The sequence below is a fragment of the Streptomyces sp. NPDC048751 genome (assembly GCF_043198595.1).
Taxonomy (GTDB): domain Bacteria; phylum Actinomycetota; class Actinomycetes; order Streptomycetales; family Streptomycetaceae; genus Streptomyces.
Genome location: NZ_JBICUX010000025.1, coordinates 15,269 through 35,604 on the forward strand (window position 1 = coordinate 15,269; position 20,336 = coordinate 35,604).

A 20,336-nucleotide genomic window follows, 5' to 3' on the forward strand; every position below is an offset into this window, starting at 1 on the left:
GATGCAGGCGTACGGTCGGCAGGAGACTTTCATGGCACCAGTGGTGGGGCGGAGCGAGGGCTCCTCTGTGCCGCGCAGCGCGGACGTGGCCCGGGTCGCCGGGGTGTCCCGCAAGACGGTCTCCCGGGTCCTCAACAACGAGCCGTATGTCTCCGAGGAGGCCCGCAACAAGGTTCTCGCAGCCGCCGAGGAACTCGGCTACCGGCTGAACCAGGCAGCCAGGACACTGGCTTCCGGTCGTACCGGCTCCATCGGCGTGGTCGCCCTGGGAACCGCCGGATACGGGACCGCCTCACTGCTCGTGCACATCGAGCGGGCGGTGCGGGACGCGGGTTTCGCGCTCCGCGTGGTCAACACGCCGGACGGCGACCCGGTGGGTATCGCCGGCGCCGTGGAGTCCCTGCTCGAGCAAGGTGTGGACGGCGTCGTGGTCTCCGAACCCATCGTGGAGGGAGAGGTCGGCGTCCGTGTCGACGTGCCGGTCCTCTTCCTGGGGGCGCCGCCGGTGTTCGCCGCCGCCCGGACCATGACCATGGGGGTGGGCGCCCACGCACTGGCCCGGACGGCCACCGAGCATCTGCTGGACCTGGGGCACGCGACCGTCCATCACCTCGCCGGACCACGCCGGTGGTACGCCACCAAGGACCGCATCGAGGGATGGCGCGCGGCGCTCGCGGCGCGGGGGGCGCACGAGCCGCCGCTGCTCAACGGTGACTGGTCGGCCGCCTCCGGATACGCCGTCGGCCGGTCGCTGGCCGCGAACCGTTCCGTGACCGCGATCTTCGCCGCGGGCGACGAGATGGCCATCGGCCTCATCCACGCACTGCGGGAAGCGGGGCGTCGCGTGCCGGAGGACATCAGTGTCGTCGGGTTCGACGGCAATCCGGTCTTCGCCTACGTCTCTCCTCCCCTGACCACCGTGCGCCAGCCCTTCGAGGCCGCGGCCCGGGAAGGCATCCGCCTTCTCGTGCACGCGATCGAGAAGCCCGACACCGACCTGCCGCAGGCGAGCGACCCACCGGTCGAACTCGTCGTCCGCGGCTCGACCGCGCCTCCGCCGTCCCACCCCGACACACCGGAACAGCGCACCACCTGAGAGCACCCCGGCAGCAGCAGGGAGTACCCCCGAACGCCCGGGCATCGCTGTGCCACTCACCGGCTTGTCCCACGACGAGGACGGCCGGTCGCGATCCGCGCCGCCACGTCACCGAAGTCTCGTGCGCGGTGGCCGCGCCCGCCGGGCTCGCCGCTTCCCACCCGTATCCGTACCGGGGCGGCGCGCACCGAGCACCCTTTCCCTTCCCTGTCCTGAGAGCCGCACATGTCCCCTGCACTGTTGGGCGCCAGACCCGGCGCCGCCCGGCGTTCCCGCCCCACCACTCTCCTGCTCCTGTTCCTGGCCCTGATCGTCGCCGCGGCGACGGTGATGCTGCCCGCCGCGGAGCGGGCGCAGGCCCTCTCCCGTCCCTCGCAGACGATGTACACCCCGCCCTCGGGTGCGCCGTCGCCCGGTTCGCTGTATCCGCGGGCACTGCGTCTGCAGCACAACGGATCGGCCAACGGCACCATCCTCGCCACCTTCGAGCAGTACACCTCCGGCACACCCGTCTTCCCGATCTACCGCAGCACCGACAACGGCAACTCCTGGAGCAAGCTCTCCGACATCGCCGACACCCAGAACGGCTGGGGCATGCGCTGGGAGCCCGAGCTGTTCGAACTGCCCGCGGCGGTGGGCGGCTTCCCGGCGGGCACCATCATGGCGGCCGGCGCCTCCGTTCCCGCCGACCGCTCCGCCATCAAGATCGATGTCTATGCCAGCACGGACCGCGGACAGACCTGGTCGTTCGTCAGCAACATCGCCACCGGCGGCGCCGCCTTCGACACGAACGGGAACACCCCCGTCTGGGAGCCGTTCTTCCTGTACGCCAACGGCAAGCTGATCGTCTACTACTCCGACCAGCGCGACCCCGTACACGGCCAGAAGGTCGTGCACCAGGTCTCCACGGACGCCCGTACCTGGGGCCCGGTCGTCGACGACGTGGCGATGCCCACCTACAGCGACCGTCCGGGCATGCCGACCGTCGCGAAGCTGCCGAACGGCAAGTACGTCCTGTCGTACGAGTACGGCGGTGCTCCTGAGGGCAACTTCTCCGTCTACTACAAGATCTCTTCCGACCCGGAGGCGTTCGGCTCGGTCACCGGCATCCCGCTGCGGACGACGGACGGCGTGGTGCCCCAGAGCGCTCCCTACCTGACCTGGCTGCCCACCGGAGGTGCCAACGGCACCCTCGTCCTCAGCGCCAACAGCGCCGACGACCTGTTCGTCAACACGCAGAACGGCGCCGCCAACACCTGGACGCGCATCAACGCCAACGTGGCCGGCGGCTACAGCCGCGGTATGACGTCCCTGCCCGACGGGCACAGCCTGCTGGTGCTCAGCGGCGGACGCGGAGGCAGCAACCTGTCCAACCCGGTCACCTACAGCACGATCGACCTGGGCGGCGGCATCTCCGACGGCGCCACCTACACCGCCGCCAACGCGGGCAGCGGCTTGATGCTCACCATCGCGGGCGGCTCCACCACCAACGGCACCTACGCCACCCAGCAGAACACCGACAACGCCAACGACCAGAAGTGGCGGTTCGTCCAGCAGCCCTCCGGCTACTTCAAGATCGTCAACGTGGCGAGCGGCAAGGTCCTGGGCGTGGAGAACCAGTCCACCGCCAACGGCGCCAAGGTCCTCCAGTGGGACGACAACGGCACCCCCGACCACGAGTGGGCCGTAGCGCCCAACCCGGCGGGCGGTTTCACCGCGACCAACCGGATCAGCGGCAAGCTTCTGGAGATCCCCAGCGCCTCCACCACCGTCGGCACCACCGCCGGGCAGTGGGACACCACCAGCTGCGCCTGCCAGCGCTGGAACCTCGCCCAGACCGACCTGCCGAACCTGGCAACCGGCCAGTACGTGCTCGTCAACAAGAACAGCGGCAAGTACCTGGAGATCCCCGCCTCGTCCACCACTCCGGGGCGGGCGGCCGACCAGTGGCAGAACTCCGCCTGCGACTGCCAGCTGTGGACGTTCCAGGCCCAGAGCGGCGGCGCGTGGACCCTGCAGAACGTCCACAGCGGCCTGAGACTCGACGTCAGCAACTCCTCCACGTCCGCGGGCGCGAGCGTCGTCCAGAACACCTCATCGAGCAGCAGCTCCCAGAAATGGACCCTGAGCAGCGCGGGCGGCGGCTACTACAAACTCGTCAACGTGGGCAGCGGCCTGCTGGCCGCCGTGGCCCAGTCGTCCACCGCCAACGGCGCATCCGTCGTGCAGTGGAACGACGCCGGCATCGACGACCAACTGTGGAACATCGTCCGCGTCAACTGAGCTCGGCCCACACAGCCGGCTGACCATGGCGCCCGCTCCCCCGGCCTCGACCTGAGGGTCCACGGCCGGGGGAGCGGGCGTTCCGGGTTGCAAGACAGCACTCTCTTCGTCATCCGCCGTTTCCGGGCGCGCCGGATGAGGAAAAGCACGAAAATGACACCCTTCAGCAACGCAAGTCCTGCGCCCCATAATCTGCCGGGCTTTGTAGTACCAAAAAACACTACAAAAGAAAAAACAGTCGAAACGGGGCGCCCCTGCAAGAACACCCGGGAACCACGGAGATGAGGCATATGTCGAGTCTTTTACCGGCTCAGCAGTGGACCGCATTTCGGATACCGGCCTCCGACACCATGTCCCGGGGCCGTCTGACCGAGCAGTTCGCCCATTGCTCGTTGGGCCTGGTGATCGCCCCGCCCGGCTTCGGCAAGACCGCGCTGCTGGCGCAGGCGGCCAGGGCGCATACGGGCCCGGTGACGTGGTACCAGGCCCAACCCGGCACCGAACCGCGGGAGTTGCTGACCACACTCGGGTACCCGGCGGACGCGCTGGCAGGGTCCGCCGGACCGCCCGGCGCGACCCAGCAGGTGTCGCGGCTCCGGGACGCCAGGGACGGCGAAGCGGTCGGGCGACTGGTCGTCGTGGATGACATGCACCTGCTCTCAGTGGCCGCACGGGCGCTCGTGGTCCGGCTCGGCCAGCTCGCTCCGCCACACCCACGGATGCTGATCGGGACGCGCCCCGCCGCCGGGTTGTCGGTGGCCGCGCTGGAGGCGTCGAGCGCGACGGTGGTGACCGCCGACGCGCTGCGTTTCCGCTCCTGGGAGGTCGAGCACCTGTTCCCGCATCTCTACGACACGGCGCTGCGCCCCGGCATCGCGCTGCCCCTGGTCCGGGCCACCGGCGGCAGGGCCGCGACGCTGAGGCTGTTCGCCAGAGCCGTGGCGGCCCGCCCCGACACCGGTCAGGAACGGATCCTGGCCGACGGGATGTTCGGCCGCGAGTACCTGGAGCGGGAGGTACTCGCCCCGCTCCCCGACCGTCTCCGGCGTTTCCTGACGGAGACCTGCCTGCTGAGCCGGGTCACCGCCGACGCCTGCCACGCACTGACCGGCCGCGCCGACAGCGCCGAGATGCTGTGGTCCCTGGCCCATGAGCACGGGGTCCTGCGCGCCGACCCGGACGGACGGACGTACGTCGCCGAGCCACTGCTCCGCGAGTGCCTGCGCGCGCGGCTCACCCGCACGCTGACCGACACCGAACTGGCGCGGCTGCGCGGCCGGGCCGCCGCCTGCGCCGCCGCAGGCGATCACCAGGACCCGCCACCTCCGACGGTCCGCCGCCGCCTCGGCTCCGCCGACTGGCCCGGCCCCCTGCGCGCCGCCGTCGCAGGCACCCCGGACACGCGCCTCGGCCGCTCCGCCGGGCGGGTCGCCGAGGGCGGTTCCGACGGCTCCGCCGCCCTCCTCGTCCAGGGCATCGCCGCCGCCCTGACCGGTGACAGGACGGCCGGCACCACCGTGCGCCGGGCCTTGGCGGAGACAACGGACGACGCCCTGGTCGCGCTGTCCGGGCAGCTGGTCCGGGTGGCGCTGGCCGTGCTGGCCGGGGGCCCGGCCGGGCCGGTCCCGTACCCGGAACTCCAGCGGATCGCGTACGACGCCGAACGGCTGGACCTGCTGTGGCTGAGCCGGGCCGCCCGGTGCCTGCTGGGCTTGGGGCCGCACCCCGAGGACGCCGGGCAGCCGGGCGTCGTGCTGGACGAGTGCACCCGGCTCGGCGACGCCGAAGGGGCGGCGCTCGCGGCGTTGGCCGTATGCCTGCGCTCGGTACGCACGGGGCGTCCCGGCATCGGCGAGCTGGAGGACGTCGTACGGCGGTTCCGGGCGCTGGGCTGGGGCATGCTGGAGGCGTGGGGCCGGGCCGCCCTCGCCGTGGTGGAGGCCGCACACGACCTGCCGGACGCGGGGCAGCGCGCCTCGCAGGCGGAGGCGTTCGCCCGGTCGGCGGGTGTACCGGGCGCGCGTGCGCTGGCCATGGGCGCGATGGCCCTGGCCGCGCCCGACGCGGCGAGCCGGGCCGAGTTGCAGGAGGCCACCTGGTCGACGGCCCGCTCCGCGGGGCTGCCGGTGACCGGGCTGCGCTCCTGGCTCACCGCGCTCGCGGCCCCCGTCGGCCCGGTCGGGGACGGCGGAGCGGCAGCGGGCAGGACCAGGGCCGGCGGGCACCACACCACCGCGTCCGGACGCGTCCTCGGAGCACCGCAGGTGCCGGGCCTGACGGTGCGTTGCCTCGGTGGTTTCGAGTTCACCCTGGCCGGGCGCGAGCACGACTGGGCGAAGCTGCGCCCCAGGGCACAGGCGGTGCTGCGGCTCCTCGCGGTACGCGCGGGCCAGGCGGTCCACCGTGACCATCTGCTGCTCGCGTTCTGGGACGGCGTGCGGACCCCGTCCACCCTGCACAACCTCCAGGTGACGGTCTCCAGTCTGCGTTCCTTCCTGGAACCCGAGCGTCCCAGGGGCGGTTCGGGGGTCATCGCGCGGCAGGGCGACTCCTACCGGCTGGTGCTGGCGCCCGGTGACGTGAGCGACGTCGCGGCGTTCGAGCGTGCGGTGCGCGAAGGCCGACGCACCCGGGCGCAGCAGCGGCTGGAGGAGGCGGCGGACGCGTTCCGCGTCGCTCTGGACCACTACGCCGGTGAGCTGCTGCCCGCCGACGGGCACGCCGAGTGGGTGGTCGCCGACCGGGAACGGCTGCGCCGGGAAGCGGCCAACGCGGCCGTGGCCCTGGCGGAGATACGTCTCGCGCAGAGCCGGCCCGTGGAGGCGGTGGAGGCGGCCGAACGCTGTCTGGAGGTCGACGGGCACCGCGACGCCGCGTGGCGGGTCCTGATCCGGGCGTGCGACGCCGCGGGGCTCGCGGCCGACAGTGCGCGGGCCCGGAGTGGCTACTCGGCGATGCTGGCCTCCCTGGGAATCCCGCCGTCCGGCGGGCTCTCCCACCCGATGTAGGGCCTGTCCGGCGGACCATGCCGGACGGGCCCCACCAGGGAGGACACTCTGGCGCCGGGCGTCTTGAGCCGGCGTCATCGCAATCCGAAGAACTCGATTTCCAGGATCGCCGTGTGCCGGTTCTTCCCCTCGGCCGCGTAACTGGACCGGACGATGAACCGCACCGAGCCGACGTTCTTCCCTTGGAGGTCCAGCGTCTGCGGCCCCGGCTTGTCCTCCAGCTTGAGCCGCTTCTTCTGGACCTCGCCGCCCGGTTCGCCCAGCTCGACGTCGAGGACGGACGGCCTGGCCTGCTTGAGGAACTCGTCCTTGTTGACCGAGATCCCGGTGTGGATGATGAGTTTCTCGAGCGTGACGGGCTGTTCGAAGCGCGCCTCCAGATTTTCCCCCGCCCCCGCGCCAGCCGGCGCCGACGCCCAGTAGGTGTTGTTCGCCCCGTCGAAGGCCAGGTTCGGCCCGTGGTTCTTGAGGTGGCCGGACGCCTCCGCGAACTTCGGGTTGACGGGGGTGGGTTCGGCCGTGCGGTTGCGGAGGTTGTCGATGAGGTCGCCGATGTGGGGCCGGGCGAAGTATCCACCGCCGAGCAGGACGGCCAGCGTGATCGGGATCGCGAGGCTCGGCCGTCGCCATGCCCGGGCCGGAGGACGCTGCCCGGCCGCGAGCCGACGCGGTGGGCGGCGGCGGATCCGCCGCCACAGTCGCGCCCACCACGAGAGCCGCTCCTCCGCCACCACGGGCGCGGTGAGAACGGCGCCGCAGCGCGAACACAGGGTGCGCGTACGGGCGTTGGCCTGTGCGCATGCCGGACAGACCAGGTCGTCGACCGGCGTGCGGGGGCGGGGCGCGGTCGCGGTGGTGTCCGCCGTGTCCGGCGACGCGGGCAGGTCGTCCGGGTCCGCCGGCCGCTCACCGGGCCGCCGCACGGTGCCGGAGGACCCGGGTTCCGTCGGCGTCCGGGGCCGCACCGGTCCGGTCGGCGCGGCGGGGACGGACGGGCCCGCCGAAGTCGGGGCAGCCTGCTCCGGCGTGGAACCGGGCGGCTGTGCCCGGGGCCGCGTCGGAGCGGGTGCCGGAGTCTCCGGGCGGGGTGGGACGGGAGCGGTCCGGGTGGTCGCCGGCTCGGGCGCGGGACCGGCGGCCGCGGCTCCCCGGACCGACGGCCCGGAACCGGACGCGTCCGGTGTCACGGGGTCCGGCGCCACGGGACCCGGCACCGCGGGGCCGGAGACGGTGGCGCCCGCGACGGCCGCGCGGGTCGCCGTTCCCGTGCCCTGGCCACCGTTCGCGGAGCCCGCGCCGCTCTGCTCCCACTCCAGGAAGGCGCTGCAGGACGCGCAGAACGCCGCGTCCGGCGCGTTTCGGTGGCCGCAGTCCGGGCAGACCGCCCCGTCGGGGCCGCTCATGACGCGTCCTCGAGGGGCAGCAGTTCCGTGTCGTACCCGACGTGCGCCGGCACCTCACCGGCCACCAGCCGCCGCAGCCTCTCCGCGCCCGCCGCGTCCGGGTCGGCCACCCGCACCCGTACGGTGACGCGGGGCGGAGTACCGGCCGGCCCGGGCAGGGGGCTGTGTGCCGTCTCCGACCACGACGTGCCGCCCGTCTCCTCGATCTCCGCCTCCGTGCCGAACTCCAGCCGCACGGCTTCGGCGAGTCCGCCTCTCGTTCCCCGTCTGCGGTGCCGTTTCACCGCCCCGAGGACCGCGGCCCGGCGCTGTTCGACCGGCTGACCGGCGGTCGGGCCCGCGGCCACCCACTCGCCCATCCACGCCACGAAGTCCTCCGGGGCGGTTCTCGGGTCGAGGTGGGCGGGGAGGTTGTCGATGGTCAGCAGCACCGGCGCCAGTACCTCGTCCAGCGCCCCGAGGAACCGGTGGATGAAGTCCTCTCCCAGATACACGGCGGGGAGCTGGTAGACGAGTGGATGGGGCGTGGGCAGTCCCGCGACTGTTCCGCGCATTCAGGCCTCCCGCATTCGGAGTTGGTGCTCGTAGGAAAAGACCAGGGCGTGCGGGTCGAGCACGATCCTGGTGGCCGGTTCGGCGCGCTTTCCGGTCACCGGGTCGGCCGGGAAGAGCCTGACGTCCTCGACGAGGTCGACGCCCGGCACCCGTTGGAGGACGGCGTAGACCTCACCGGCGTGGATCGGCCGCCCGAACGGCCAACCCTGCCCGCTCGGGCCTCCGGTGATCGGGTTGAAGTACCCGTACAGGGCGGCCAGGGCGGCGGTGCGGACCGGTTCGGCGGCCGTACCGCGGGCCGCCAGGACGGACGCCACGACGGTGACACCCTGGTAGTAGGGCGGCTCGACCACCAGCCGGGTGCCGATGGGACGGCGCTGGTCCAGGTAGTCGGCGAGGCCCCGCAGCGTCTCCGGGGGCGGCACCAGGTCGTCGAAGCGCAGCCGCCCCCGGTCGTCGCCGCGCACGGCCGGCACCAGAAGCAGCCGCACGCCGCCCTCCTCGCCCTCCCCCGCGGGTACGCAGGCGACCCGCGCCGCGTCCGGGGCGACCTCCCGGGCCAGTACCTCGTAGTCGCGCGGGACGACCGCCCGGTACAGGGTGCTCAGCGTCATGGGGCCGCGGACCTTGGCGCTCTCCACGGTCTCCCCGTCGACCCCGCCGACGGCGGCCCGCACGTTCTCGGCCCGCGCGACGAACGGCAGCGAGGTGCGCAGCACCCGCAGCGTCCCCTTGGCGACGTTGCCGTGGCTGCCGCCTCCGGTCCGGTAGGCGCGGATCCGCACCGGGGCGCCCTTGGCCGGCACGGCGCCGTAGTAGCGGATCGTGCCGTCCGGCTCGCGAACGGCCGGGCCGAAGTCGATCCGGCCCGAGTTCGGATCCAGCGTCAGGTGCCGGTCGTCGGGGCCCGAGTGGGCGAAGTCGTCGACGCGGTGCCACTGCGACCAGTCCGAGCCGTCCGCCACCTCCACGACGAACGGCTCGTCGCCGGGGACGACGGGTGGCCGGGCGACGTGGAAGGACTGGCCGGGCAGGCCCTCGGACAGCCCCAGGACCTCGTCCGTCACCGTTTCGGCGTGTACGGCCTCCACCGTCGCGCCGATCGTGAAGGCCTCGGCCTCGCGGATGGTCGGTGACTGCAGGTAGGTGGGCTGGTCCGGCTCGGCGGCGACCAGGCGGCAGCGCACCCATCCCGCCGCTTGGCGCGCGATCGTGGATTCCGTGTGGCTGCCCGGCAGGTGCAGAACCACCTGGCCGGGGCGGTTGAAGCCGCCGGTCGTGTCCTCCTCGACGGCGCAGCGCGCCCACGCCGTGCCGTCCCACGCCTCCCAGCGCAGCGGCGGGCGCCGCGGGTCGACGCCGACGCCGTCGACCCGGCAGTCCAGACGCAGTACGACGACCCCGGCGGGGACGGGGTTGGTCAGGCCGACGTACAGGGCGTCGCCCGGGGCGGGCTCCGTGTCGAAGCAGGGCACGTCGCGGCCGAGGGCGAGTTCCTGCGTACGGTCGGTGGCTCCGCCTCCGGCGGGGCAGGTCGCCAGCCGGGCCAGCCCGCACGGCACGATCGGCAGGTCTCGGACGGTGGTGAACACCACCGCCTCCTCGGTCTCGGTGCGCACGCTGGCGACCTCGGCGCCGGCCTTGACCCGGACGGTCTCGGGCTGCGGCGCCGACAGCCAGAACGTGACGTCCGTACGGGCGGCGGTTGGCGGGTGCAGTCGGACGCCGATCAGGTCGAGGAAGGCCAGGTAGTTCTTCTCGGGCACGCGGTTGAGGCGGTAGAGGAGCTGGTCGACCATCGTGGCGAACGCCTCGATCAGGGTCACGCCCGGATCGGAGACGTTGTGGTCGGTCCACTCGGGGCAACGCTGCTGGACGAACCTCTTGGCGTCGTCGACGAGTCCCTGGAACCTGCGGTCGTCGAGATGGGGGCTGGGCAGCGTCACGGACCCGTTCCTTCCTCGTGCTCGGGGATCACATAGAACGGAAACACGAGGTTGCGGGGGTCGTTCGTGCCGCGCACGGTGTAGCTGATGTCGATGTACAGCACGCCGTCCTCCACCGCGTCGAACCGGACGTCGATCCCCACGACCTCGATCCGCGGCTCCCAGCGGTCCAGGGCGAGCCGGATCTCGTAGGCGACCTGGCCGGCGGTGCCGGCGTCGGCGGGGGCGAACACGTAGTCGTGGATGGCGCAGCCGAACTCCGGCCGCATGGGGCGCTCTCCCGGGGAGGTGGCGAGCACGAGCCGGATCGATTCCTCGATCTCCCGCTCGCCGCGCACCAGCGCGATGCTCCCGGTGGCGTCGGTGCGCGGCGGGAACGCCCAGCCCGCGCCGACGAACTGCTGTCCCATCAGCCGGTCACCCGCCGATCAGGACGGTCGGACAGCCCGCGATGATCGGCGCCCCGCAGGCGGCGGTGTCGCCCATCCGGGCGGCGGGCCTGCCGTTGATCAGGACGGTGGGGCACCCCGGCGGAATGATCACGGACGGCGGGTGCACGGCGGGCGGCGGGAAGGCGCAGGCGTGGGTGGTGCCGACGGTGGCGGCGGGCATGCCGCCGATGAGCACGGTGGGCGCGCCGGGCGGGCCGACCGTTCCCGGGTGGCCGGTGGGATCGCCGACGCGGGCGGCGGGTGGCATGGAGGTGGCTCCTTCTCGTCGGCTGTTCGTCCTGTCGGGGCTGGTCGTACGTCAGTTGATCCGGACCAGGCCCGCGTTGATCGTGCAGGTCGCCCCGCCCTTGATCTCCGTGCGCGCGGTGCCGTTGACCGCGACCTGGCTGCCCTTCACCTCCACTCCCCCGCTCGTCCTGAGCCCTACCTGACCGCTGCCGCCGTCGACCGAGACGCCGGTCTGCGCGGTCACCTTCACCGACTTGCCGGTCAGTTCGAGGGTGCCGTTGCCCGCGTCCATCAGCGCGCCGTTGCCCGCCTTGACGGTGACCTTGTCCTTGGCGTCGATCTCCACCGTGCCGTCGCTGTGCACGATGATCTTGGTGCCCTTGCGGTCGAGGTCGATGGTGAGCTTGCCGTCGCCTGTGACCATCCGTACGCCCTGCGGGCCGGAGGCGTTGTCGAGCAGTTCGAGCTGGTTGCCGCCGCGGGAGGAGAACGACCGCCGGTTGACGGCGCCGCTGGTCCCGTCGATCAGCTCGCCGCTCGCCGTGGACGGTTTGTCCTGCCCGTTGAAGAGACAGCCGAGTACGTACGGGTGGTCGAACCGGCCCTGCTCGAAGCCGACCAGCACCTCGTCCCCCACCTCGGGGACGAACGCGGAGGTTCCCTTGCCGTTCTTGCCCCCTCCTCCGGAGGTCTGCGCGGTACGGGCCCAGTCGCTGACGTAGTCGTCGGACAGCCAGGGAAACCTCACCTTGACCCGGCCGAGCTTGTCCGGGTCCTTGGTGTCGGAGACGAGACCGATGACGACGCCGTCCGCCCCGGGAAGCCGGCCCGCCCGGCCCGCAGCACCGCCGGCCAGCGCCGACAGGGACCGTTCCTGCTGGCCCGAGACGGTCACCCAGGTCTCGTAACCGCGCTCCGCGTCGAAGAAGTGCCGGGAGGCGGTGACGGTGTACCGGCCCTCGAACGGGGCTCCGACCCCGGACAGCGCGACCGCGCCGCCGGCCCGGACCTCGGGATTGCCCTGGATGACCGCCTCCATCTCGGCGAACGATCCGGCGATCCGCTGCGCCAGCGCCTTGGCGACCTGCTCGACGCGGGCCTGCGCGCCGTAGGTGTTGTCGGTGACGAGGTAGTCGGCCTTGCCGAAGGGGCGCACCGCGTCCGCCGGGCTGATGGCGAGCTGGACGGTGTCCGCCTTGCCCGCCTCCGCCGTGCCGACCAGGGCCCGTTTGGTCTTGGTGTCCCAGCCGCGCACCTGGACCTGGGAGACCTGCTCGGCGGCGGTCACCCCGGCGCGGCAGCGCACCAGGTTCTTCCCGAGTTCCAGCACGAGCGGGTCGCGGTCGGCACGGGCCGAGGAGCCGGGCGCACCGGACGCCGCGGTGGGCTTGGTGACATGCAGGGCGCCGTCGATCACGTACACCTGCGCCCCGGCGTCCTCGGCCAGGTCACGGACGAACTCCCAGTCGGAGACGTTCGCCTGGGCGACGTGTTCGAGGACCGGTCCGGAGACGTCGATCGTCCCCGTCCCGAGGCCCGCCTGCTTGGCGACGCGGCGGCAGATGTCCGCGACCGTCATGTTCTGGTAGGCGGTGACCCGACGGCCCCGGAAGAGCCGGTGCGCCTTGTCCATACCGCGGACCACGGTGAACGTCCCGGTCTCGTCGAAGTCCAGCTCCAGGGCGGTCACCTCACCCTTGAGCAGCGGTTTCGGCGAGCCGCCCGCACCGGACGAGGCCAGCAGCCGCGCCTCGGAGCCGATCTTGATACCGGCCTTGTCGAGCAGCACCCGGCTGGGATCGCGGAACCGCAGGACGAACGTGTCGGGCAGGGTCCGGCTGTCGTCGACGTAGCCGTCCACCAGCGTGTTGGCGAGGTCGGCGGGGAGCCGGGTCCCGCCGATCTCCACGACGAGGATCTTGGCGACGGTGTCCTTGGCCATCAGACGTCCCTCCGGCCGGCGCTCGCTCCGGCCCCGTAGGCGGACCCGTACGCGGCCCCGTGCACGACGGGCTCCGCCACGCCGCCCGGCACCGCGTCCAGTTCGTCGGCGGAGGGGAGCAGCAGCTCCCGTCCCTCGGTCAGCCGCATCGGGTCATCGATTCCGTTGGCCTCGGCGATGGCCCGCCAGGCCCCGGCGTCGCCGTACTCGGCCCAGGCGAGGCCCTGCAGCGTGTCGCCGGCGCGGAGCCGGTGCACACGGCGGGCGGTGAGCGCCCCCGAGGTCGGGTTCTGACCGGCTGTCTCTCCGCTGATCTCCTCCATCGTCACCTGGCACACCGCGCGGATCGGCACCCCGGACGTGGTGAACAGCGTGTACTTCACCTGGACCTGGCTGACGTAGCCGGGGAAGCCGGTGATGCCACCCCAGTGGAAGACCACCCACGGCGGCGAGGAACGCTGCGCCTGCCGGGTCTCGTTGGTCGGTACGCAGCACGCGAACAGGCTCTCCACCGCCTTGACGACACTGGTGTCCTGCGTGTCGCTCGCGTCGAAGAACATCTCGACGGTGAGCTTGCTGGGCTGCGGCCCCTGGTACTCCGGCGGGCCCGCGCTCCTGGCGCCCTTGGCCGGGGTGCGTTTCCAGGACGCCGACTTGCCCAGGCTGAGCTCCTTGGGGTTGAACTGGAAGTCGATCCGGCCGCAGGGTCCACCGGGGGTGAGGCTGCCGCCGGACGGCGGGGTGCGCAGTTCGAGGTAGGCGTGCTCCAGCTTGGGCCGCGCGTCACCGCCCCCGGCCGATGCCGACTTGGCGCCGCCGCCTGCCGCGCTGAACGCCACGGGGCCGCTCATGCTCCGGGCTCCATCATGTAGCCGTGGTGCGCGATCTCGATGGTCTCCGTGGCGACCTTGGGCGACTCGGGATTGAACGTCGGCCCGGTCCAGCGCACCGGCACCACCTCCAGCAGGCCCCAGCGGGCGACCATCACGCCGTCGCCGGTACGGGCCTCGATGTGCGCGGTCTTGCGGGCGAACCCGGTGGTCATGCTGGCGAACCACTTGGCCACCTTCTGGGTGTCCTTCGTCAGCGGCCGGGAGAGCTTGACGTTGGGGTACTTCAGTCGCGTCGGCAACTGCCAGACGTGGCCGTTGTTCCCGCCCTCCTCGCGCGGTTCGAGCACCACCTCGCAGCCCAGCCCCTCACAGGTGTTGAACGACCCGAGCTCGATCCCGTCGATGGTGACGACGAAGCAGACCGAGACCGCCGGGTCCTGGGTCATGGACATCCGATGCCCTGCCTTTCTGTCGGTGTCGGGTGCTCTGTCAATGCCGGGTGTTGATCAGGGAGCCGGTGCGTTCGCGTTCGATGCGGAGCTCCGCCTTGAGCAGCCTGCTGAGGGGGGCGACCAGGGCTCGGACGAGTTCGTCCGTGACCTTGGGGGCGGCGGTCTTCCCACCGGTGGCGGCCGAGGTCGAGGTGCCGGCGGTGTGGTCGGGGGTGTCGGCGGACGGCGTCGGCAGTCCGGCCGGCTCGGGCTGCGGCGGTGGGTCGGCGGGCGGCGGCTCGCTCACCGGTACGCCGTCCTCGGCACGTTGCACGGCGGGCGCCGTGAACTCCACGGAGCCGTCCGGCATCCACCGGGCCACCCCGGCGGCGACCGCCGCGGCCCCCGCGCTGACGCCGGGCGGCACCGACGGTTCCTGTCCGCGCGAGAGTGGGGACGGGGGCGTCTGCGGGGCGGAGTGGCGTACGGGCGGCGGAGCGACGCCGGGCCCGGGTTCGAGGCGTTGCAGCGGGACGGCGGGGCCGAGATCACGTGGGGCTTGAAACGGCCGGGGGGACGGGGGGAGGACACCAGTGGGGAGGGGGGCACCGGGGTCCGAGGGGGCGGGGAAAGCCGGGGGCGTGAGGAGCCCGGGGCCGCCAGGACCTTCGGGAAGTCTGGAGATGCTGGGCATGCCGGAGAAGCCGGGGAGGCTGGGGCCGCCGCTCGGAAGGCCGGAGACGCCGGCGAGGCTGGGCCCGCCGGAGATGCCGGGGAGGTCGGAGGTGCTGGCAAGCCTGGAGGCACTGGGGAGCCTGGAGATGCCCGGGCGACTGCGGCTGCCGGGACCGCCGGAGATGCCGGCGTTGTCGTAGGACCAGGCACGTGGGGAGCCGTCGGCCAGGGCCGACACATCGGCGCCCGCGACGCGCTGTACGACACCACCCGCTTGGCCGGGGGCGGCTCCGGGGTACGCGCTGCCGCCGGTCGCGCGGTGCCCACCGCCAAGGGGGCCGCCGTGGTCGCCGGGCCCGTCGGTGGGGTCGGATCCGGCGTCGGCGGACCGGGCACGGCCTCCGGAACCGCCGGACCCCGAGACGGACGCTCCGCCCCCGACCGGCTCCCATCGGACCGGGACGGCGGCCGGTGGCCGAGAGGCGACCGGTGCCTCGGCGGACGGTGCCGGAACCGTATAGAGCGGCAGCGACCGCTGCGCCACCAGCGGGAACACGGGGCCGGCGCCCCGGGCCGCCGACCCGGCACCGGCCCCCGCCTCGGGCACCGTACCGGGAAGCGTGGCGTCGTCCACGGCATCCAGCCGCCGCATCGGCATGGGGGTCGAGGCCGTCACCATCTCTCCTGGGCCAGGAGCCTCGACCACCGCCGTGTCACTCAGCGCGAGCGGTCCGGCGTCCCCGAGCAGCGGTGCCCGGTCGGCCTCCGCGGGCAGGGGCGTCTCATCGGTCGACGGGGGCGCGGGGGGCGAGCCGCCGGGAACGTCGAGTCGCTGCACCGCGACCGGCCCGGCGGACGCGGCGCCACCGGAACCGGCGGCGGATCCGGAGACGGCATCCGGTCCTGGGGGTGGACCGGTGCCCGAGCGGGGGCCGGTGCCCGGACCTGACCCCAGATCGGTACCCGAGACCGGGCCGGTACCCGAGACCGGGCCGGTGCCGGTGGCGGTGGCGGTGCCCCAGCCTGAGCCGGTGTCCGAACCCGGACCGATACCCCAGCCGGAGCCTGGACCCGAACCCGGACCGGCACCCCAGCCCGGGCCGGCGACCGAACCCAGCACCGGTCCGTCTCCCCCGGCTTCAGCGCCCGTGCCGGTCGCCGGTTCGGGCGGGAGCCCTCTGCCGAGGTCCACCGGGTCCGTGGTCAACGGTGGCGTGTCGCCGAGCAGCGGCGCGGTGCTCTCGCCGTTGGCCGAGGACACTCCGGGCTCAGCAGGGCCTGCCACGCCGTCCGGGACCGCCGACATCCCCGAAGCGTGCGGGACGTGCGGGTCCTCCGGAACCGCCGGTGTCTCCGGGGCCTCCGGCGCCTCCACACTTCGGGAGACCTGCGCGTCGGAGGGGACGGAAGGGGACGCGGCGGACTCGGCGGGCGGCGCCGCTGCACCCGGAAGCGGCAGGGCGGTGGGGGGCAGCGCGGAGAGCGGCTCGCCGAGACCCCGATGACGCGGACGGGGCGGAGCCGTGAGGTCACGCTGCACCACGGGCTGCACGGCAGGCCCGGCGCCCTCCGCACCGCCGATGAGCGGAGCGGCGGGGGTGCGTGGCGCGGCGAGCGGGAGCGAGCCCGTGTCCCGTACCGCCGTCGGGGAGTGCGAGCCGGACGGGAGTGTACGCGCAGGCGTCTCGAGCCCCTGCCCTGGGCCGCTGCCGAGCCGGTCGGTGACCGACTCCTCCGCTCGCTGGACGACGCCGCCCTCCTCGTCCTGCCCCGCACGTGTAACGGGTGTGGCGAGCAGGTCGGCGACCGGTTCGTCCGGGGTGCCCGGCGCCAAGGGGCCGTTATCCGCGGTCGGCGCGGAAGGAGGGAGCGACTCGAGTTCCCGCACCGGTGCGTCCACCGGTGGCTCCGCCACGACCAGCGGGCGGGAGGGCGCGGGATCCACGGGGGCTGCCGGGACGGACCGTACGCGCATGACCGTCACGGGAGCGGGCGGTGCCGTATCCGGTTCCGGGCCGGTCGACGGAACGGTCGCCCGCTGGAGTGGAACCAGGGGCAGCGGCGGCGTCGGCACGACCACCCGCACGCCCTCGGGTACCGACGAGCCCCCAGCCGGGGACACCGACCGCAGGACGACCGGGTCACCCGTGCCACGGGGCTCAACCTGCCGGTCCCCGGCCCCGGAAGCGACAGCTGAAACCGCGCCCGCCGAGACGCCGTCCACCGGCACCGAGGCGGGTGCATCCGGCCGTACGCCCGTCCGCTGCACCGGCGTCATGGGTTCCGCCAGCCCGTGGCCGACGCCGGACGGCGCCTGGGCGCTGACGAGATGGCCGAGTGGTCCGGTGACCGTGGGGTCCTGCCAGGTACCCAGCCGCCGGCCGAACCCGCCGGGGTCGCTGACCAGCCCCATGGACGCGCTCAGCGTCCGTTGCACGGGGGGCGTCGACCGCCACCCGGCCGTGACCGGTGCGTCCGTCGCCGCGTCCGGTCCGGGAGGCGTCGTCCCGGCGTCGGCGCGCGCTCGCGTCCCGGGCTCCGTGGCGCCCCGCGAGCCCGCACCGCTCCTCGTCAGCCAGGACAACAGTCCCATCTCGGTGTCCTCTCACCGCCCGTTGAAGCGGGCGATCTGCTCGACGTACCGCTGCCGTTCGGGGTGTTCCAGATCGAGCAGCTCTTCCAGCGGCCAGTGGAAGTGATAGGCCAGGTACGCGATCTCCTCGTAGAGGCGTTCGACCGCGTACGTCACGATTCCCCCAGGCGGCCCCCGGCGAGGTCCACGGCGAAGTGTTCCTGGCAGGAGGGGCAGGTGACCGCGGCGCGGGTGTGGCCCTCCGCGTTGATCCGCCGGTAGAAGTCCTGGAGGAAGGCGAGGTCCGAGGCGAACAGGTCTTCCACGACGCCCGCGTGAACGTCCTCGATGGTGCCGAGCCGAGTGATCACCCGGGCGATCAGGACCACCGACAGGTACGCGGAGTTCTCCCGCACCCGGTCGTCCCGCAGCGGGATGAGCTCGTCCCGGGCGGTGGCCAGCCGCATCACACCGTGCCGGTGCACGGTGCCGGACTCGTCCACGTACCCCCGGGGCAGTTCGAAGGCGAACTCGGTGCGGAGCGTGTCACGCCCCGCACCACTCGCGCTGTCGCCCGCTCCCCCGGTGTGGTCCTGCCCCGGTGCGCCCGGGAGCGGCTGTGCCGCCTGCCGCGCCTGGGTGGGCATCGTCCTGCGCATCACTCAACTTCCATGCTCTCGTACGTGATCGAGAGCTTCTCGGTGAGGACGGAGGTGTCGCCCGCCTTGAGGGTGCCGATCTCCAGCGACTTCGGCCAGGCGTTGATCAGCTGGTAGCGCTTGATCGCGCTGCCCTCGTAGTCGTAGACGATGATCGCGCCGTTCTTACGGGCGTCGCCCATCTTCCCGAACCGGGACGACTTGATCCACGACTCGAAGCTGTTGTCCTCGGTCAGACCGCGGGTGACGGTGACCTCGCCGGCCTTGGGGCGGCCCGGCAGCTTCTTGACCGCGTACTTTCCGTCGGCGGTGTTCTGCTTGAGCTCGATGACGTCCTGTTCCATCTTCAAACCGCTGACCTCGGTGATCTGCTTGATCACCACGCCGTCGAACTCCAGCCCGAAGGAGTGGCCTACAGAGCTGTCAAGTTCGGGGAGTGCCATCCCAGCCTCCATGGCTCATCGCGTGTGGGGAGCGGCGGTCTTCCACCGCCCCGGGACCGATCCGCGGGCGGGCCACTGCCGTCGGGCCATGACCCGCCTGTGTTGCTGCTACTCGTCGACCGATCCCGTTCCGCCCGACAGCTGTGCCAACCGGAACACCACGAACTCCGCGGGCTTGACCGGAGCGACCCCGACCTCGCAGACGACATGGCCGGCATCGATGCTCTCGGCGGGGTTGGTCTCCCGGTCGCACTTGACGTAGAAGGCCTCGTCCGGGGTCAGCCCGAACAACGCGCCCTTGCGCCACTCGTTGACCAGGAACGCCGAGATGGTGCGCCGGATACGCGCCCACAGGGCGTCGTCGTTCGGTTCGAAGACGACCCACTGCGTGCCCGTCAGGATCGACTCCTCAAGGTAGTTGAAGAGCCGACGTACGTTCAGATAGCGCCAGGCCGGGTCGGAAGAGAGGGTGCGGGCACCCCACACCCGGATCCCGCGGCCCGGGAAGGAGCGGACGCAGTTGACGCCGATCGGGTTCAGCAGGTCGTGCTCGCCCTTGGTGATCTGTGTCTGGAGGCCGACCGCGCCGCGCAGGACCTCGTTGGCGGGCGCCTTGTGCACACCGCGCGACTCGTCGTTGCGCGCCCACACCCCGGCTATGTGTCCGCTCGGCGGGACGAAGGTGTTACGCCCGACCGACGGATCGAAGGCCTTGATCCACGGGTAGTAGAGCGTCGCGAACTTCGAGTCGAAGCCGGCCACGTCCATCCGCCAGTTCTTGACCTGCTGCGGCGACAGCCCGGGAGGAGCGTCCAGGATGGCGACCCGGTCGCCCATCAACTCGCAGTGGGAGATCAGGGCCTGCTGCACCGAGATGACGGTCTCGTCGTCGATGATGCCGTGCTGGTGGGCGCTCATCAGGTCGGGCACGGCCACCATCGTGATCTCGTCGATGGCCTCGAGGCCGCCGAAGCCCGTCCGCTCGTCCGCGTCCCCGATGTAGTGGTCGGCCGACAGCGCGACCGTGCCGGAGCCGGTCGGAGCGGGGGCCGTGCCGGACTTGGCCGCGAGGACGACCGTACCCGTGTCGGGCTTTGTCGACGCGGCGGCCCGGCTGACCTCCTCCAGGGCGATGATCTGCGACTTCTCCTTGACCTTGGTGACGACGTTGTCCTTGCCGCGGCGGGTGGACACCGAGGGGTAGGTCTCCTTCTCCTCCCCGTCCACCTTGACCACCAGCTTGAACGCCTCGCTCGGCGGCGCCTCGCCGTCCGCCCCGCCGACCTCGACCGTGATCTCACCGGTGACGTTCGGCAGTGCCCGGACCCGGAACCCGCCGAGCAGCGCCTCGGCTGCGGAATCCCCACCGCCCGCGGTCGCGCCGGCGGACCCGCTCGGCAGTTCGCCCCCGACACCGTTCCCGCCATCTCCGATCCGGACGACGTAACAGTTCCCGCCCCCGTTGGCGAAGTACCCGTACACGGCGGACGCCAGGTAGGAACCCTCGACGAAGTCGCCGAAGACACCTACGTACTGGCTCCAGTTGGTGACAAGTGTCGGCTCGTTCAGGGGCCCTTGTGGGGCGAAGCCGAGAAACGCGGCGACCGAGGTGCCCACTCCCTCGATCGGTCGTGCCCCGGCCTCCACTTCTTCGACGTAGACGCCCGGGGACAGATACGACGGCATACCCACTCCTCCTATGACCAGCGGCCGAAGCAGATTCTGACTCCGGCCGCGATCACCCGGAACGTGTCGTCGTCCGCCTAGCGGTGCACAGCCCGCTGCCCGATCAGGCACGCCGGACTTCCCC

16 protein-coding genes are annotated in these 20,336 nt (G+C 72.5%); 3 read left to right on the forward strand and 13 right to left on the reverse strand.

Annotation, left to right across the window (positions count from 1 at the left end; translation table 11 throughout):
* Positions 1-31 precede the first annotated feature (31 nt).
* The 3 genes from ACGFNV_RS43545 (at position 32) to ACGFNV_RS43555 (ending at position 6,387) form a co-directional block, all read left to right on the forward strand.
* Positions 32-1,096, forward strand: coding sequence for a LacI family DNA-binding transcriptional regulator (locus ACGFNV_RS43545; RefSeq protein ID WP_393630862.1), 1,065 nt, complete (start codon positions 32-34; stop codon positions 1,094-1,096).
* A gap of 225 nt (positions 1,097-1,321) precedes the next feature.
* On the forward strand, positions 1,322-3,379 hold the full coding sequence (locus ACGFNV_RS43550) for an RICIN domain-containing protein (protein WP_393630863.1): 2,058 nt from the start codon (positions 1,322-1,324) through the stop codon (positions 3,377-3,379).
* 290 nt (positions 3,380-3,669) lie between these two features.
* Positions 3,670-6,387: a BTAD domain-containing putative transcriptional regulator gene (locus ACGFNV_RS43555; protein WP_393630864.1), complete on the forward strand. Its 2,718-nt coding sequence runs from the start codon at positions 3,670-3,672 to the stop codon at positions 6,385-6,387.
* 74 nt (positions 6,388-6,461) lie between these two features.
* On the opposite strand, the gene ACGFNV_RS43560 is transcribed toward ACGFNV_RS43555, so the two are convergent.
* From ACGFNV_RS43560 to ACGFNV_RS43620, 13 genes are all read right to left on the reverse strand, one after another.
* Positions 6,462-7,790, reverse strand: a complete 1,329-nt coding sequence (locus ACGFNV_RS43560) for an NADase-type glycan-binding domain-containing protein (RefSeq protein ID WP_393630866.1) — start codon at positions 7,788-7,790, stop codon at positions 6,462-6,464.
* Positions 7,787-8,344, reverse strand: a complete 558-nt coding sequence (locus tag ACGFNV_RS43565; RefSeq protein ID WP_393630868.1) for a phage tail protein — start codon at positions 8,342-8,344, stop codon at positions 7,787-7,789. The genes ACGFNV_RS43560 and ACGFNV_RS43565 overlap by 4 nt, the downstream gene beginning before the upstream one ends.
* A complete protein-coding gene (locus ACGFNV_RS43570) occupies positions 8,345-10,291 on the reverse strand; it encodes a putative baseplate assembly protein (RefSeq protein WP_393630869.1) in 1,947 nt (648 codons plus the stop codon).
* Positions 10,288-10,701 (reverse strand): GPW/gp25 family protein, encoded by a 414-nt coding sequence (locus ACGFNV_RS43575; protein WP_133932537.1) that lies wholly within the window; start codon positions 10,699-10,701, stop codon positions 10,288-10,290. Before ACGFNV_RS43575 ends, ACGFNV_RS43570 begins: the two co-directional genes overlap by 4 nt.
* 7 nt (positions 10,702-10,708) lie before the next feature.
* Positions 10,709-10,990, reverse strand: coding sequence for a PAAR domain-containing protein (locus ACGFNV_RS43580; RefSeq protein WP_393630871.1), 282 nt, complete (start codon positions 10,988-10,990; stop codon positions 10,709-10,711).
* Between the two features lie 51 nt (positions 10,991-11,041).
* Positions 11,042-12,913 (reverse strand): VgrG-related protein, encoded by a 1,872-nt coding sequence (locus tag ACGFNV_RS43585; RefSeq protein ID WP_393630873.1) that lies wholly within the window; start codon positions 12,911-12,913, stop codon positions 11,042-11,044.
* Positions 12,913-13,764: a peptidase M23 gene (locus ACGFNV_RS43590; RefSeq protein WP_393630875.1), complete on the reverse strand. Its 852-nt coding sequence runs from the start codon at positions 13,762-13,764 to the stop codon at positions 12,913-12,915. Before ACGFNV_RS43590 ends, ACGFNV_RS43585 begins: the two co-directional genes overlap by 1 nt.
* The gene (locus ACGFNV_RS43595) at positions 13,761-14,198 is read right to left on the reverse strand and encodes a phage tail protein (RefSeq protein WP_393630877.1); all 438 of its coding nucleotides are present in this window, start codon (positions 14,196-14,198) and stop codon (positions 13,761-13,763) included. The genes ACGFNV_RS43590 and ACGFNV_RS43595 overlap by 4 nt, the downstream gene beginning before the upstream one ends.
* Positions 14,199-14,235: 37 nt before the next feature.
* On the reverse strand, positions 14,236-17,445 hold the full coding sequence (locus ACGFNV_RS43600; RefSeq protein ID WP_393630879.1) for a hypothetical protein: 3,210 nt from the start codon (positions 17,443-17,445) through the stop codon (positions 14,236-14,238).
* 12 nt (positions 17,446-17,457) lie between these two features.
* Positions 17,458-17,601: a DUF6760 family protein gene (locus ACGFNV_RS43605; protein WP_351917958.1), complete on the reverse strand. Its 144-nt coding sequence runs from the start codon at positions 17,599-17,601 to the stop codon at positions 17,458-17,460.
* Positions 17,598-18,083, reverse strand: a complete 486-nt coding sequence (locus tag ACGFNV_RS43610; protein WP_393630881.1) for a hypothetical protein — start codon at positions 18,081-18,083, stop codon at positions 17,598-17,600. Before ACGFNV_RS43610 ends, ACGFNV_RS43605 begins: the two co-directional genes overlap by 4 nt.
* Positions 18,083-18,526 (reverse strand): phage tail protein, encoded by a 444-nt coding sequence (locus ACGFNV_RS43615; protein ID WP_133932543.1) that lies wholly within the window; start codon positions 18,524-18,526, stop codon positions 18,083-18,085. The genes ACGFNV_RS43610 and ACGFNV_RS43615 overlap by 1 nt, the downstream gene beginning before the upstream one ends.
* A 108-nt stretch (positions 18,527-18,634) precedes the next feature.
* On the reverse strand, positions 18,635-20,212 hold the full coding sequence (locus tag ACGFNV_RS43620) for a phage tail sheath family protein (protein WP_393630883.1): 1,578 nt from the start codon (positions 20,210-20,212) through the stop codon (positions 18,635-18,637).
* Positions 20,213-20,336: the final 124 nt, after the last annotated feature.